Genomic DNA, 15462 nt, shown 5'->3' with positions numbered 1-15462 from the left:
ACTCGACGTGGAAGAGCAGGGGCGGTTCAGGGCTGCAGGATGCCGTCGACGCGGCGGGGGATGCCGAGCGGGTTGGCCTCCTGCAAGGCGGCGGGCAGCAGCGCCTCGGGCACGTTCTGATACGCGACCGGCCGCAGGAAGCGGGTGATCGCGGCGGTTCCGACCGACGTCGTCCCGACCGCTGTCGTGGCGGGGTACGGGCCGCCGTGCTGCTGCGCCCACGTCACGGAGACACCGGTCGGCCACTGGTTCCACAGCACGCGGCCGGCCTTCGTCGCGAGCACCGGCAGCAGCTCGGCCGCCACCGCGTCGCCCTCCTCGGCGACGATCGTCGCGGTCAACTGACCCTCGAGCAGCTTCGCGACCGCAACGAGCTGGGCATCGTCGTCGTACTCGGCGACGAGGGCCGCCGGCCCGAACATCTCCGACACGAGGGCGTCGGGGTCGGCGATCACCGCGGCGGCGGTCGTCCGCAGCAGGGCGGGCGCGGGCGGCGTGTCGCTGTCCGACGAGGGAGCCCCGACGAGCACGTCGACCCCGTCGTGCTGCGCGGCGCCGTCGAACGCCCGGCGGAAGCCCGACGCGATCGAATCGTTGAGCAGCGGCGCAGGCCCCGGCAGCACGATCGAGGCGAGCGCGTCGACGACTCCCGACCCGGCGGGCACGAGCAGCAGGCCGGGCTTCGTACACAGCTGCCCCGCGCTGCCGACGACCGAGGCGACGAACTGCTCGGCGATCTCCGCCGGCCGCGACTCGGCGGCACCGCGCGTGACGAACGCGGGGTTCACGCTGCCGAGCTCGCCGTAGAACGGGATCGGCTCGGGCCGCGACATCGCGATGTCGAACAGCGCGCGGCCGCCGGCGATCGACCCGGTGAAGGCGGCGGCACGGACCTCGGGATGCCGCAGCGCGTGCACCCCGGCATCCGTCCCGTGGATGACCGTGAAGATACCCGCGGGCGCGCCCGCCGCCGAGAGGGCCGCCGTGACGATCTCGCCGGTCAGCTGCGACAGGTGCGGGTGGCCCGGGTGCGCCTTGAGCACGACGGCGTTCCCCGCCGCGAGCGCGCTGGCGGTGTCGCCGCCGGCGACGGAGAACGCGAAGGGGAAGTTGCTCGCCGCGAACACCAGCACCGTGCCGATGCCCTCGAGCTGACGCCGGATGTCGGGGCGCGGTGCCCCCATCGGATAGTCGGCGACCGCGTGGTCGATGCGCGCATCGAGCCAGGAGCCCTCGGCGAGCACCTCGGCGAACAGGCGCAGCTGGAACGTCGTGCGCTTCAGCTCGCCGCGCAGCCGCGCCTCGGCGAGATGCGTCTCACGGCCGGCGAGGAGCACGAGGTCGTCGGCACGCGCGTCGAGCCCGTCGGCCACCGCGCGCAGCGCCTCGCCCCGGACGGCGATCGACGCCGCTCGCCAGGCCGATGACGCCTCGGCGGCGAGCCCGACGAACGCGTCGACCTCGGCGATCGGGGTGTCGGCGACGGGCGTCGCCGTGGCGGGGGATGCTGCGGTGGTCATGAGCGTTCCTTCCGGGGAGAGAGGTCTGCGGAGTCGGGGAGGTCTGCGGGGTCGGTGACGTCTGCGGGGTCGGCGGCGGCGGTGAACCCGGCGGGACCGGCGAAGCCCGCGAGGTCGGCGGAACCCGGGGGCTCGGCCTGCGCCGCGGGCTCGGCCAGCTCGGCGAGATCTGCGACGCGGAGGGGCGTACCGATCGGCCGGCGCACGAGGGGCTCGACATCGGCGGCCCGCCGGGGACGTCCGGTCTCCTGGCCGACGAGGCACGAGAGCGCGAAGCCGCACACGCGCCCCTGGCACATCCCCATTCCGGGGCGCGCGGTCACGCGCACATCCCGGGCGTCGTCGGCGGCGAGGTCGGTCACCGTGTCGCGGACGGCCGAGACCGGCACCTCCTCACACCGGCAGACGAGGGTGTCGTCGCGGAGCCAGGTCGCCCACTGCTCGGGCACGGGGCTCGCCCGATGCATCCCGACCGCGAAGCTCCGACCGCGCGCGATCCGCCGCCGCAGACGCCGGGCCGATGCCATCGGCACCGCGAGACCCGCGTCGACGGCCGCCGCGAGGGCTGCCAGCTCACCCTCGGCGCACGACTGCACGGCGCCGCCGATGCCGGTCGCCTCGCCGGCTGCGTAAAGACCGGGAACACTCGTGCGCTGGTCGCCGTCGACGACCGCGACGAGCGACCCGTCGACGTCGATCCGGGTCTCCGCCCCGGCACCGACCACGAGCTCGATCTGCGGGGTGAAGCCCCAGCCGAAGGCGACGAGATCGACGTCGAGGGTGCGCTCCGTCCCCGGACGCACGCGCCCGGCGGCATCCACCCGGGCGACCGTCGCGCCGGTCACTCGCCCCTCCCCCGCGACGGACGTCACGATCGTGCGGGTGCGGAGCGGGATGCGTTCGCGGACGAAGGTCGTCGCATAGCCGACCCCTTCGATGAGCTTGCCCGGCTCCTGCAGCGCCCGCAGCGGCGTCGCGGCCCAGCGCGACAGCGCGTTCGCCTCGCAGACGGCCACGACCTCGACGCCCGCTCGCGCGAGTCCCGCCGCCACCGACAGGAGGAACGGCCCGGTTCCCGCGACGACGGCGCGACGGCCGGCCGCGACCTGGTTCGCCTTCAGCATCGCCTGCACGCCGCCGGCGGCCATGACGCCGGGCAGCGTCCAGCCCGGCACGGGCAGCTGACGGTCGTAGGCTCCGGGCGCGAGCACCACGCGCGCAGCGCGGATCGCGCGATCGGCCGCTGCCGCGGCATCCACCCCGGTCACGGCGGTCGTCCGCATCAGGAACCCGCCGGCCGCCTCGCGGTCGATCCGCCACACCTGCCGGCCGGCGCGGTGGACGACGCCTCCGGTCTCGACCTGACGCCGCAGCCGATCGCGCAGCCCGCGATAGTGCTCCCAGTGGTGGTGCCCCGTGTGCTCGGGATCGGCGAAGGCATCGAGGTGCCGTTCGTCGGGATGCCGCCAGTACTGGCCGCCCGTTTGCGTGCCCGCGTCGACGAGGACGACCCGCAACCCGGCCTCGGCCGCAGTGACGGCCGCCGACAGGCCCGCCGGTCCGGCCCCGACGACGGCGAGGTCGGCGCGATTCTCGACGCTCACGGCTCAGCCCCCTCCGGCGCGGGCAGCGGCAGGGGCGCGTCCGGATTGTCGCTGCGGACGTCCTGCCCGGCCCGTGCGGGCGTGACGCAGGCGCGCTGCGAGCGCTGTCCATCGACGCTCAGCAGGCAGTCGTAGCAGACGCCGATGCCGCAGAAGAGCCCGCGGGGCTCGCCGCTCCCCCGCGTGGCCCGCCACGAGACGACGCCGGATGCCGCGAGCGCGCCACCCACGGTCTGGCCGGGGCGGAACGGCACCGGCGCCCCGTCGAAGCGGAAGGTCTCGTTGCTCGTGATGTCCGCGCTCATGCCGCGACCCGCTCCGCGAAGCGCTCGGGCCGGAAGGCGTCGAGCGGCAGGTCGGTCGGCTCGCCGCGAAGCGCCTGCACGATGAGGGCGGCCGTGCCGACGGAGAGTCCGATGCCCGCGCCCTCGTGCCCCGCGGCGTGCCAGAGACCCGGAAGCCGGGCGTCGGGACCGATGACCGGCAGGTGGTCGGGGCAGTACGGCCGGAAACCCGAGTACGTGCGAAGGATCTGCACGTCGGCGAGCACCGGGAACAGCTCGGCGCCCGCGCGCGCGACGCGTCCGACGGCTTCGGCCGAGAACGACGTGTCGAAGCCGACGCGTTCGCGGCTCGCCCCCATGAGGATCGTGCCGCTCGGCGTCCCCTCGACGACCGAAGAGACCTGGAGCCCCGCATCCGACGACGCGACGTTCTGCACGTACTCGGCCGCGTACACCTTGTGTCGCACGGTCACGGGGACGGGCTCGGTCACGAGCACGAAGCCGCGCCGGGGCAGGACGGGCAGCTCGAGCCCGGCGAGCGCGGCGATCTCGCCCGCCCATGGCCCGGCGCAGTTGACGACGACACCCGCGTCCATCGCGCCCGCGGAGGAATCGATGCCGATCGCACGTCCGGCGCGGGTGCGGATGCCGGTGACCGTGACGCCGGTCAGCAATCGGGCGCCGCGGTCGCGGGCGAGCCGCAGCAGATGATGCGCGGCGAGCACGGGCTGCACCTGGGCGTCGTCGGGGTAGTAGACGCCACCGGCCATCGCGGGGTTCAGGTACGGCTCGATGTCGTGCAGCGCCGCGATGTCGGGCACGTCGTCGGCCCGAATGCCGAGCGAGCGCTGATGTTCGGCGAGCGCGTCGAGGGCCGTCTTGCCGCCCTCGCTCGCCGCGACGACGAGTCCGCCTTTGGCCTCGAACTCCCACCGCGACGCGTGTTCGGCGAGCTCGCCGCGCCAGATGCGCTGCGAGTGGAGAGCGAGTTCGAGCTCGGGTCCGACCTCCTTGTCGGAGACGAGGAGGTTGCCCTCGCACCGGCTCGTCGTGCCGGCCGCGATCGTTCCTCGCTCGACGACGGTCACCGAGAACCCGGCCTCCGCCGCCGCACGGGCGACCGCCGCGCCGACGATGCCCGCGCCGATGACGAGGACGTCGGGATTCCCGGGACGTTCCGTCACGTGCCGACACCGCCGTCCGCGACATCCGAGCGTGCGGGGGCTTCGCCCGACCAGTCGGTCAGCACGTGCTCGATGTGGCGGTGGACGAGGTCGCGAGCGCCCGCGGCATCGCCCGCCTCGATCGCGTCGAGCATCAGGTCGTGCTCGTGGGCCGAGGCGACGAGCCGCCCCTGCTCGTGCAGGTTCGCCAGACCGAACAGGCGCGTCTGCGAGCGGAGCCCCGCGACGAGGTCGACGAGCCGGGCATTACCGGCGTACTGCAGCAGCGCGAGGTGGAAGTCGCTGTCGGCGGCGAGGTATTCCACCAGGTCACCCGATTGGGCGCCCGCGACGATGTCGGCGGCCTTGCGCCGGAGGTCCGGCAGCGCCGAGGCCGGGATGAGCGGGGTCGCGCGCTCCATGGCGGGCGGCTCGAGCATGAGGCGCAGTTCGGTCACCTCGCGGAGGTCGCGCTCGGACACCTCGGTGATCTGGAAGCCGCGATTGGGGATCGTGACGACGAGACCCTCGCGGGCGAGGTCGAGCATCGCCTCGCGGATGGGCGTGGCCGAGACGCCGAACTGCTCACCGAGGCTCGGCGCCGAGTACACCCGGCCGGGCTGCAGCTCGCCGCTGATGACAGCGGCGCGGAGCGCACGCGTGACGGTCGAGCGGATGCTGGGCTGCTTGTCCAGCCGGACCACGTTGCGGAACTCGGGCGTGCTCATGTCGTCTCCTCCGATGCGGACCCCCGCCGCATGACCTCCATGATCCCCTGCACGACGGCGAGGTCTTCCCAGGCCATGCCGACGCCGGTGTACACGGCGGGCGCTCCGGGCCGGCGTGAGACGCGGCCCGAGACCAGCTCGGCGAGGTTGGCGGGCTCGGCGAGCGGCGCGCCGCCAGCCGCGCCCGCGAGGTTGCCGCTCTCGCGCCGGGCCGAGGCACGGGCCTCGACGACGACATCGGCGGCCCGCACGAGGTCGGCGCCGAGCTCACGGTGATCGAGCCCGTGCGCCCCGACGGCGGCGACGACGGCGCTCGGCGCGATGTCTCCCAGATCGACGACCGGCGTGCTCGAGGAGGTCGCGGTGACGACGACATCCGCGTCCCGTGCAGCCGCGAGCGTCCCGGCGTGGGCATCGATACCCCGCTCGCGAAGGGTCACGACGGCATCCTCCACCCGTTCGGGCGTCCGCCCGATGATCGTCACGTCGCCGACCGGCAGGATCGCCGCGAGCGTCGTCGCGTGCTCGATCGCCTGGGGACCCGACCCCAGCACCGCGAGACGGTCGATCCGCCGCCGGGCACCGCGCGGGTCGGCGGCGAGCAGGTCGCGGACGGCGACGGCGGTGACCGCGGGCGTCCGCAGCGTCGTCAGCCGCGTGCCGTCGACGATCGCCGCAGGCTGCAAGGTCTCGCGATCGAACACCAGGTACCAGGCACTGATCTTCGGCAGCCCGAGCCGGGTGTTGCCGGGCGCGATCGTCGCCACCTTGATGCCGACGGCATCCGGTGACTCCGACGGCATCAGCAGGAAGTCGCCCGCCGTCAGCGGCGCGAAGATCCGTTCGTGGTCGGCCTCGACGTCGAGCCCCGATCGCAGCGCCGCATCGATCGCCTCGACGGCCGCGGCCGGCGTCATCGCGCGCTCGATGTCGGCCGCCGAGACGACGGGCACGCCGACCGATCCCGCGCTCACAGGACGAACCCCTCGGGGAACGGATCGCTCGGGTCGAGCATGTACTGCGCCGTGCCGGTGACCCACGCGCGGCCGGTGATCGTCGGGATCACCGCCGGGATGCCGGCGACCTCGGTCTGCTCGACGAGGCGACCCGTGAAGGCGGTGCCGATGTACGACTCGTTGACGAAGTCGGTGTGCAGCGGAAGCTCGCCGCGGGCGTGGAGCTGCGCCATGCGCGCGCTGGTGCCGGTTCCGCAGGGCGACCGGTCGAACCAGCCCGGGTGGATGGCCATCGCGTGCCGCGAGTGCCGCGCGGTCGATCCGGGCGCTTCGAGATAGACGTGATGGCAGCCGCGGATGGTGCCGTCGACCGGATGAACGGGGCTGTCGGCCTCGTCGACCGCCGCCATGATCGCCAGCCCCGCGCGCAGCAGGTCGTCCTTGCGCGACCGGTCGAACGGCAGACCGAGGTCGTCGAGGCGCACGATCGCGTAGAAGTTGCCGCCGAACGCGAGGTCATAGGTCACCGCACCGAACCCCGGGACGTCGACCGTGCGGCCGAGCCCGACGGCGAACGAGGGCACGTTGCGGATGGTGACCCGCTCGGCATGGCCGTCCGACACCGCCACCTCGGCGACGACGAGTCCCGCGGGGGTGTCGAGCCGGATCGTCGTGACGGGCTCGACGACGGGCACCATGCCGGTCTCCACCAGCACGGTGGCGACCCCGATCGTGCCGTGGCCGCACATCGGCAGGCATCCCGACACCTCGATGTAGAGCACGCCGAAGTCGGCATCCGGCCGGGTGGGCGGCTGCAGGATCGCACCGCTCATCGCGCTGTGGCCCCGCGGCTCGTTCATGAGCAGGCGTCGCAGCCCGTCGTTCTCGGCCATGAACCGCTGCCGCCGCTCCTCCATCGTGGCGCCGGGCAGGGTGCCGACGCCGCCGACGATCACCCGTGTCGGCATCCCCTCGGTATGGGAGTCCACGGCGTGGAAGACGCGCTTCGTGCGCATGAAGGAGCCTTTCGATCGTCGGCGGCGGGTTCAGCGGGCGCGGATGCCGCGGGTCAGCGGTAGCCCTTGCTCAGCACGGCCTCGGTGTCGGCGATGATACGCGCGGCCACCTCGTCGGGCAGAGCCAGCCGCGGCGGACGCGTCGTCGTGCTCGTCAGCACGCCGGCGACCTGCTGCGAGAGCTTGATCGCCTGGACGAACCAGGTCTTCGAGTCCCAGCGCAGTAGCGGGTGCAGGTCGCGGTAGATCTCGCGCGCCCGCACCCAGTCCTGCGGATCGTCGGAGGTGGAGAGCGTGTAGAGCTCGACCGTCGACGCGGGGATCGCGTTGGGGTAACCGGCGACCCAGCCCACGGCGCCGTTGAGGCCCAGCTCGAACACGACGTCATCCGACCCGATCGAGATGTCGAGGCCGGGCGCGAGCTCGCGGATCTCGTAGGCGTGACGGACGTCGCCCGAGAACTCCTTGACCGAGACGATGAGCCCCTCGGCGAACAGCCGCGCGAGCAGGTCGGGACGCAGGTCGACCTTCGTGTCGATCGGGTTGTTGTACGCGAGGATCGGCAGGCCGACCGCGGCGACCCGGCGATAGTGGTCGACAACCTCGTCGTCGCTCGCCCGGTAGGCGTTGGGCGGCAGCAGCATGACGGCCGGCGCGCCGTTCTCGGCGGCGTGCTCGGCGAAGCGCACGCTCTCGAGCGCGCCGTAGGCTCCGACGCCCGGGATGACGGCGGCGTCGGGCGCGGCCTCGACGGCGGTGAGGAAGACGCGCTTGCGCTCCTCCTCAGTGAGCGTCTGATACTCGCCGAGCGAGCCGTTGGGGATGATGCCGGTCACGCCGTTCTGCGTCGTGAAGCGCACGAGCTCGGCGTAGGCGTCGTAATCGACGGACAGGTCGTCGTGGAACGGCAGCGTGGTCGCGAGGTTGACGCCGTGCCAGGGCTTGCGGTCGGTCATGAGTCGTTCTCCGATCTGGCGATATCAGGCGCCGATTTCAGTGCAATTGCAATGGTATCCATTTTCGAGGCGGGCGGAAGCGTGATCCGGCGACGGGCCTCCTCATTCCCGGCGCGGTCGGTCGCGGCGAACTCGATCACCTGCTCGTGGTCGGTGAGCGCTCGCACGAAGGCCTCCTGGAACGTCGCCCAGAAGGTGCCCTCGCCTTCCCAGCGGATGGCATCGACGCCGGAGACGTCGTCGGCCGCGATGAGGGTGATCTCGACGGCGGCGCCGAGCTGCTTCACCCGAGCCTCGCTCCGCGGCGGCTCGGTGTCGATCGCGAGTTCGCGTCGTACGGCACTCGACCGCCCGTCGGCATCGACCGCGCGCGCCGCGAGGCGCACCACACCCTCGCGATCGACGACGACGGGACCGTCGACCGCGCGCCAGGGGCCGTCGTCGATGCGCAGTTCGAGGCGCAACCGGTCGCTGGTCACGCCGGCGGCCCGCACCTCGACGGTCGGCGGGGCGGTGAACCAGCCCGAGGCCGCCGGCGCGGGTGAGACCACGATGTCGACGGTCGGCGGCATGACGGCATCCGGCGTCGTGGTGAGCGCCCCGACGAAGTCCCGGGCGCGGCGCGCGGCATCCGCGGTCGCGGCCGACGCGCCGCCGATCCCGAGGCCGGCGTCGAGCCCCGCGCCGATGACGGCCCGCGCCTCGGAAGCACTCACGAGCGAGTCCGCCATCCCGATGCGGCACACCGCGACGAGGCGGTCGAGCAGCTCGGCGTCGTCCTGCGGCGCGGGCTCGGCCCACAGGGCGTCGATCAGTGTGGTCCCGTCGGCGCGCCGCCGAGCAGGGACCCCCGTCTCGACGCCGGCGAATCCGATCGTGCGGTCGTCGGCTCGCGAGTACAGGTGGTACCGCTCGTCGGAGCCGTTCCAGACCGGTTCGTGGCGAAGCCCGGCGATCGATACCGCGCCGGTCGCGGCGAGCGCCGCGGAGACATCGTCGAGGTCGGCTCGGGTCGCGCCTCCCGGCATCCGACGCGCATCCCACGCTCGCTCGATCGGGGTCGTCGACTCGTCGCGGGCGACGAGCGCATGCGGCCCGTACCTCAGGCTGCGCAGCCCCGGGTCGTCGATCGCCGGCTCGGACCGAAGCACGGCGGGCAGGGTCAGCTCGATGCGCTCATCGCCCCGCCAGGTCCGGTCGATGGTGACGAAGCCGCCCGGCGCGGCATCGACGTCGACCCGATGTCCGTCGACGGCGACCTCGGCCCCGCCGGCCACCCAGTCCGGGACACGAAGATGCACCGCGAGCCGCACCGGACGGCCGGCCGTCGTCTGCACCCGGAGGGTGACGCGATCAGCGAAGGGATGCTCCTGGTCGACCTCGACGCTCACGCCGCGCTCGTCCCAGCGAAGCTCGGCGGGCGTGTAACGGGCGACCCACAGCGCGGGCTCCGCGCCGGTGTCGCGGAAGAAGATCCCGGTCTGGTGACCCACGTGGTTCTCGAGCCCGGTTCCGCCGCAGCACGTGCCGACGTTGTCGTACTCGGGCAGCGCCCCGGCGTGCACCGGGAACATGTACGTCACCTCGGGGCTGTCGTCGGAGTCGACCGCGCGCCGCGAGCCGAGGATGTGGTTCTGCCGCGCCCGCTCGGCGTAGTCGAGGAAGCGCGGCGCGAGCGTATGAGTGAACAGCGCCTCGGCGAGCTTGACGAGGTTGTAGGTCGCGCACGTCTCCGCGTTGCGCCGGCCGATGTCGCCGGCGACCGTGCGCGGCGGGCCCCAGAGCTCGTTCTCCCCGGTGCCGCCGTGCGCGTACATCCGCCCCGGCACGACCTGGTCGAAGACGCCGATCGCGGCGGCGAGATATCGGCGTTCGCCGGTCAGTTCGTACTCGCGCACGTAGCCGACGAGCTGAGGCAGGTGCTGGTTGGCGTGCATGCCGTCGAGGATGTCGTGGCCCGACGACCCCGCCTCGAGCAGGTCTCCCTGATCGAACGCTCGCGCCGCCGCGAGGAAGCGCGGCTCGTCGACGATGGCGCTGAGCCGCGCGAGGGTCTCGTTCATGCCGCCGAACTCGCCCGCGATGTAGAGCGACCACATGCGCTGGCGGTGGTCGTGATCGAGCTTCTCGAGTCGCCCCGAGATCCAGTGCGCCATGCCCGTGACGACCTCGAGCGCCTGCTTGTTGCCCGCGAGCTCGTACGCGTCGAGCAGCCCCGCCATGAGCTTGTGACAGGTGTAGTACGGCGCCCAGATCTCGCCGTAGGGGGCGAAGTGCTCCAGCCGCGCGAACTGCCACTCCCCCGAGGCGAAGAGCAGCCCCGGGTGCGAATATCGCCCGGTGGCGGCGAGCGCCTGCTGCACCTCGGCGAGACCGCCCACGAGCTCGTCGACCCGCGAGCGCAGCTCGTCGTCGTCCTCGCCCGCGGCGGCCAGCGCGAGCATCGAGAGGAAATGGCCCGCGTAATGGCCGCGCAGCAGGTTCGCCGTCTGCGCGGTCTCACGACCGGGATAGTCGTACTCACCCCACGGCTCCTCCGCCGGATGGCCGAAACCCTCCCACGCGCCCGGGGGCTCCGCGCCGCGGGTGTCGAGCCCGGCACCCGCCCGGAACACCGCGAGGAGCCGGTCGATCGGGTAGACCCGGGCGAGGTGCAGCATGCGGTCACGGGCCGGCGCGAACGCGCTCGTCGGCTGCAGTCGCACCGCCCCGTAGGGAAACGGCAGCGCGCGGGGTGCGGCATCCGTCATCGCTCGCCCGTCCACTGCGCGCGCGTCCACGCCTCGACCTCGGCGGCGGAGATCGGGAGCGCCACCGACAGCACCTCCGAGCCCGAGTCGGTCACGAGCACGTCGTCTTCGAGGCGCACGCCGATGCCGCGCAGCTCGGGCGGCAGCGTGAGGTCATGCGCGTGGAAGTACAGGCCCGGCTCGACGGTCATGACGACGCCCGGCTCGAGCGCCGCGCCCATGTAGTCCTCGTAGTGCGCCTGACTGCAGTCGTGCACGTCGAGACCGAGGTGATGGCCGATCCCGCAGGCGAGGTATCGCCGGTGCTGCTGGCCCTCGGGCGACAGGGCCTCGTCGACCGAGACCGGCAGCAGCCCCCAGTCGTGCAGGCCCTGCGCGACGACCTCCATCGCGGCGAAGTGGAAATCGAGATACGCCACGCCCGGGCGGATGCGGTCGAGTCCCGCGCGGTGCGCCTTCTCGACCAGGTCGTGCACCGCACGCTGGGTCTCCGAGAACGTACCGCTCGCGGGAACCGTGCGGGTCACGTCGGCGGTGTAGAGCGACCGGGCCTCGACGCCCATGTCGAGCAGCAGCGCGGCATCCGGCACGACGTCGCCGTCGCATCGCACCCAGTGCAGGATCGGCGCGTGCGCTCCCGACCCGACGATCGTGGAGTAGCCGGGCCCGTTCCCGAACGTGCGGGCGTGCCGGTCGAACGTCCCCTGCAGCCACCGCTCGCCGAGGCCGTCGGCGATCGCTCGCGGCACCTCGGCCACGACCGCACCGAACCCGGCGACCGTGGCGTCGACGGCCGCGCGGAGCTGCCCGATCTCCCACTCGTCCTTCACCATGCGCAAGCGGGCGAGCGCACGTTCGAGCTCGGCCGACACCTCCGCGCCGACCTCGGCGGCGAGCGCGGCGGCCGAACGCGCGGCCGAGGCGCCCCGCAGCTCGGAGTGGCGGCGCTCCAGCGCAGCGAGAGGCTCGACGGTCATCCCCAGCGCGTCGGCCCACTCCGGCAGACCGGCCGACGGGCCGACCCAGAGCTCGCCGTGGTTCGCATCCGAGAAGAACCGGGCATCGCCGGGGCGGAACGGCGGCGGCAGGTACAGAACGGCGTCGTGTCCGCCGGCGGCGGGCCACAGCACGACCACGGCGCCCTCGACCTGGCACGCCGTCAGCCAGACGAAGCCGCTGTCGGCGCGGAAGCCGTAGTGCGCGTCGTCGTTGCGGACAGGCGCGTGCCCCGCCGCGGCGACGATCACGTGCCCGGGAAGGGCGGCGCTGAGGCGATCGCGATGAGCGGATGCCGCGGCCGCGGTACCCGCGGGCAGGTGCGGTCTGGTCGGCACGTCGGCCCAGTCGCGCGAGACGAACTCGGTGAACGCCGGTACCTGCGCGAGGCGCGGGTATCGTGTGCCGGCGTAGGGGGGACGGGTGGTGTCGGCAGCGGTCATCGCTTCTCTCCTCCGCGGTCTCGGACCAGCTCGCGCAGTCGCGTGAACGTGCGACCGGAGCCGATGCCGTCGTGCTCGAACTCGTTCGTCACCCACGACTGGGCGTTGCCGATGCGCGACAGCGTGTCGAGCTGCAGCCCGGCATCGACGTACATGTCGTCGAAGTACACCGCCGCCGCGAGCGGCACGTCGTTCGCGGCGAGCCGGTCGAGGTCGTACAGCGGCGTCCAGGAGGCACGGCTGGCCAGCGCGTGGACAGCATCCCGGAATCCCCGCAGCAGACGCACCTCGTCGAACATCCAGGGGAAGGCCATCTCGCCCGTGAACAGCAGCGGCCGCCGGTCCTCGTCGAACTCGGGACGACGGTCGCGCTCGGCCTGCGCCGCCCACGCGGTCGGCCCGCTGGCCGGGTCGCCGTAAATCGATTCCTGCAGGGTCCAGAACAGCGGGTTGCCGGCGCTGGAGCTGAGCGACTGCACGTCGGCGAGGAACGCCTCCGACAGCCGCCCCGGCCGGGCGAACGCCTTCTCGACGAGCCAGTGCAGGCGCTCGTGGCCGGGCTTCATCCCGAGGTCGATCCCGAGCGACTGGAAGCGGCGCACGGTCAGCACGTCACCGTCCGGGAGCCTCACGTCGCCCTCGGCGAGCCGGTCGGCGATGCGCGCGATCGCCGTGGCGTCCTCGGGGAATCGCCGGTACAGCTCAGCCGTCTTCGCCGCGACGCGGTCGAAAGTGCGGGCGTAGACCTCGGCCGCGCGCGGCGGGGTGCCGGGGATGCCGCCGCAGACGTAACAGGCCGTCAGCGCCTGGGGCGCGAGCGACAGATAGGTGAGGGTCAGGAAGCCGCCGTAGCTCTGTCCGAGAGTGGCCCATCGCCGACCGCCGAAGAGCGTCTCGCGCACGTGCTCGAGGTCGCGGACGATCGAGTCGGCCCGGTGGAGGGCGAGGAGGTCAGCGCCGGCCGCGGCGTCGAGCCCCGCCACGTCGACGGCTTCGAGGGGCGTGCTGCCCCCGGTGCCGCGCTGGTCGACGAGCACCACGCGATAGTCCCGCAGCGCCTCGTCGATCCATCCGTCTCGGCGCAGCGGCCGCGGGTTCGCCCCGCCGGGCCCGCCCTGCAGGAACGCGAGCAGCGGGAGGTCGTCGCGCGCGCGGTCGGGATCGACGAGCTCGCGGACGAGCAGCTCGATCGTGCCGGCCGCTGCTGTGCCGCCGCTCCAGTCGAGCGGGACGTCGATGCGACGCTCCGCGACGCGGATGCCGGGCAGGTGGTACTCGTTCGTCATGACGCCTCCGTCTGGGTATCGGATGCCGCGGCTGCCGCGCGGGCCCGGCGGGCCTTCTCGGCGGCGCGCCGGCGGCGGTCCCACTCGGGGTTGATGCGGGGCACCGCCGCGAGCAGCGTACGGGTGTACTCGTGCTGAGGGCTCTCGAAGACGCGGTCGCGCTCCCCCGTCTCCACGATGGAACCGCGGCTCATCACGGCGATGCGCGTAGCGATCTGGCGCACGACGGCGAGGTCGTGCGCGATGAAGAGGTACGCGAAGCCCTCGTCGCGCTGCAACGCGGTCAGCAGGTTGATGACCTGCGCCTGCACCGAGACGTCGAGCGCCGATACGGCCTCGTCGCAGATCACCATCTTCGGGCCGACCGCGAGCGCCCGGGCGATTCCGATGCGCTGCGCCTGACCTCCCGAGAACTGCGCCGGATAGCGGTCGGAATGGTCGGGATTGAGCCCCACCCGGTCCATGAGCGATCGCGTGAAGGCGCGCGCCCCACCCGGGATCTTCCGGTTCTGATACCGCAGCGGCGCCGTCACGAGTCGCTCGACGGTGTGCTTGGGGTTGAGCGACGAATACGGGTCCTGGAAGATCACCTGCACGTCGCTGCGGAACGCCAGGAGATCGCGCCCCTGCAGGTGCGTGACATCCCGTCCCTCGAACTCGATCGTCCCCGCCGTGGTGTCCATGAGACGGGCGATCAGTCGCGCGGCGGTCGACTTGCCCGAGCCCGACTCGCCGACGAGCGCGAGGGTCTCGCCCCGCCGGATGTCGAGGTCGACGCCGTCCACAGCGCGGAAGCGACTGCTGCGCGAGAACATCGTCGCGCCAGGGCTCGCGAACTCCTTGACGAGGCCCGTCGCGCGGCACAGCGGCGCGGTCTGATCGGTCATGCCGTCTCCTCCTCGATCTCGCTGTCCGGCACGATCGCGATGTCGGTCGTGCGCAGCTCGCCGATCGCGTCGTCGATGCGCGGCACGGCGTCCAGCAGTCGCCGCGTGTACTCCTCCTGCGGGTCGCTGAAGACCTCTTCGACGCTGCCCCTCTCGACCATGCGACCGGCTCGCATGACGACGATCTGCTCCGTCACCTCGCTGACGACCGCGAGGTCGTGGGTGATGAGGATGAGACCGGCGCCCGTGTCGCGACGGATCTCCGCGAGCAGGTCGAGGATCTGCGCCTGCACCGTCACGTCGAGGGCCGTGGTCGGCTCGTCGGCGATGATCAGCTCGGGCTCCATGCTGAGAGCCATCGCGATCATGATGCGCTGCCGCATCCCGCCCGAGAACTGGTGCGGGTAGTGGTCGACACGCTTCGCGGCATCCCGGATGTGCACCCGCTCCATCGCCTCGATCGCGACCCGCCGGGCCTCGCGACGCGAGACGCCCGACCGGTGAGAGCGGTACGCCTCGGCGATCTGCGTGCCGACGGTGTAATAGGGGTTCAGCGACGACAGGGGGTCCTGGAAGATCATCGCGATCCGGTCACCGCGGACCTGACGCATCTCCCGGCCGGGAAGGGTGAGCAGATCGCGTCCGTCGAAGGTGACCGAGCCCGTAGCGCTGCCTCCCTTCGGGAGCAGCCCCATGATCGCGAGGCTCGTCATCGACTTGCCCGAGCCCGACTCGCCGACGATGCCGACGGCCCCGCCGCGCGGGATCGCGAAGCTCAGGCCGTCGACGACGCGGGCGGTGCCGCCGGCGGTGCGGAACTGCACCGTCAGGTCATCGACGCGCAGGAGGTCATCCGTCATCGGCATCCTTTCG

At 72.7% G+C, this 15462-nt stretch carries 13 protein-coding genes; all 13 read right to left on the bottom strand.

Annotated elements, in window-relative coordinates:
- Nucleotides 1-26 precede the first annotated feature (26 nt).
- From ACI2K6_RS10170 to ACI2K6_RS10110, 13 genes are read right to left on the bottom strand one after another with little or no spacing between them, the layout of a single operon-like run.
- Nucleotides 27-1520: an aldehyde dehydrogenase (NADP(+)) gene (locus tag ACI2K6_RS10170; protein ID WP_404568521.1), complete on the bottom strand. Its 1494-nt coding sequence runs from the start codon at nt 1518-1520 to the stop codon at nt 27-29.
- Nucleotides 1517-3124, bottom strand: coding sequence for an FAD-dependent oxidoreductase (locus ACI2K6_RS10165; protein ID WP_404568520.1), 1608 nt, complete (start codon nt 3122-3124; stop codon nt 1517-1519). The genes ACI2K6_RS10170 and ACI2K6_RS10165 overlap by 4 nt, the downstream gene beginning before the upstream one ends.
- The gene (locus ACI2K6_RS10160; protein WP_404568519.1) at nt 3121-3429 is read right to left on the bottom strand and encodes a (2Fe-2S)-binding protein; all 309 of its coding nucleotides are present in this window, start codon (nt 3427-3429) and stop codon (nt 3121-3123) included. The genes ACI2K6_RS10165 and ACI2K6_RS10160 overlap by 4 nt, the downstream gene beginning before the upstream one ends.
- Nucleotides 3426-4592, bottom strand: coding sequence for an NAD(P)/FAD-dependent oxidoreductase (locus ACI2K6_RS10155; protein ID WP_404568518.1), 1167 nt, complete (start codon nt 4590-4592; stop codon nt 3426-3428). The genes ACI2K6_RS10160 and ACI2K6_RS10155 overlap by 4 nt, the downstream gene beginning before the upstream one ends.
- Entirely contained in the window at nt 4589-5299 is a 711-nt protein-coding gene (locus ACI2K6_RS10150; RefSeq protein ID WP_112617632.1) for a GntR family transcriptional regulator, read from the bottom strand. Before ACI2K6_RS10150 ends, ACI2K6_RS10155 begins: the two co-directional genes overlap by 4 nt.
- Entirely contained in the window at nt 5296-6273 is a 978-nt protein-coding gene (locus tag ACI2K6_RS10145) for an ornithine cyclodeaminase family protein (RefSeq protein ID WP_282501663.1), read from the bottom strand. The genes ACI2K6_RS10150 and ACI2K6_RS10145 overlap by 4 nt, the downstream gene beginning before the upstream one ends.
- Nucleotides 6270-7271, bottom strand: a complete 1002-nt coding sequence (locus ACI2K6_RS10140) for a proline racemase family protein (protein ID WP_274179465.1) — start codon at nt 7269-7271, stop codon at nt 6270-6272. Before ACI2K6_RS10140 ends, ACI2K6_RS10145 begins: the two co-directional genes overlap by 4 nt.
- A 53-nt stretch (nt 7272-7324) precedes the next feature.
- A complete protein-coding gene (locus ACI2K6_RS10135; protein ID WP_112617629.1) occupies nt 7325-8227 on the bottom strand; it encodes a dihydrodipicolinate synthase family protein in 903 nt (300 codons plus the stop codon).
- The gene (locus ACI2K6_RS10130) at nt 8224-10977 is read right to left on the bottom strand and encodes a beta-L-arabinofuranosidase domain-containing protein (RefSeq protein ID WP_404568517.1); all 2754 of its coding nucleotides are present in this window, start codon (nt 10975-10977) and stop codon (nt 8224-8226) included. The genes ACI2K6_RS10135 and ACI2K6_RS10130 overlap by 4 nt, the downstream gene beginning before the upstream one ends.
- Entirely contained in the window at nt 10974-12416 is a 1443-nt protein-coding gene (locus tag ACI2K6_RS10125; protein WP_404568516.1) for an aminopeptidase P family protein, read from the bottom strand. The genes ACI2K6_RS10130 and ACI2K6_RS10125 overlap by 4 nt, the downstream gene beginning before the upstream one ends.
- On the bottom strand, nt 12413-13702 hold the full coding sequence (locus ACI2K6_RS10120; RefSeq protein ID WP_404568515.1) for an alpha/beta fold hydrolase: 1290 nt from the start codon (nt 13700-13702) through the stop codon (nt 12413-12415). Before ACI2K6_RS10120 ends, ACI2K6_RS10125 begins: the two co-directional genes overlap by 4 nt.
- Nucleotides 13699-14589: an ATP-binding cassette domain-containing protein gene (locus tag ACI2K6_RS10115; protein ID WP_112617626.1), complete on the bottom strand. Its 891-nt coding sequence runs from the start codon at nt 14587-14589 to the stop codon at nt 13699-13701. Before ACI2K6_RS10115 ends, ACI2K6_RS10120 begins: the two co-directional genes overlap by 4 nt.
- Nucleotides 14586-15449, bottom strand: coding sequence for an ABC transporter ATP-binding protein (locus ACI2K6_RS10110; protein ID WP_404568514.1), 864 nt, complete (start codon nt 15447-15449; stop codon nt 14586-14588). Before ACI2K6_RS10110 ends, ACI2K6_RS10115 begins: the two co-directional genes overlap by 4 nt.
- Between the last annotated feature and the right edge of the window lie 13 nt (nt 15450-15462).

This window comes from Microbacterium sp. NPDC006705 (genome assembly GCF_044903545.1).
Taxonomy (GTDB): Bacteria; Actinomycetota; Actinomycetes; order Actinomycetales; family Microbacteriaceae; genus Microbacterium; species Microbacterium plantarum.
This window is presented reverse-complemented; position numbering and strand designations above follow the sequence as displayed.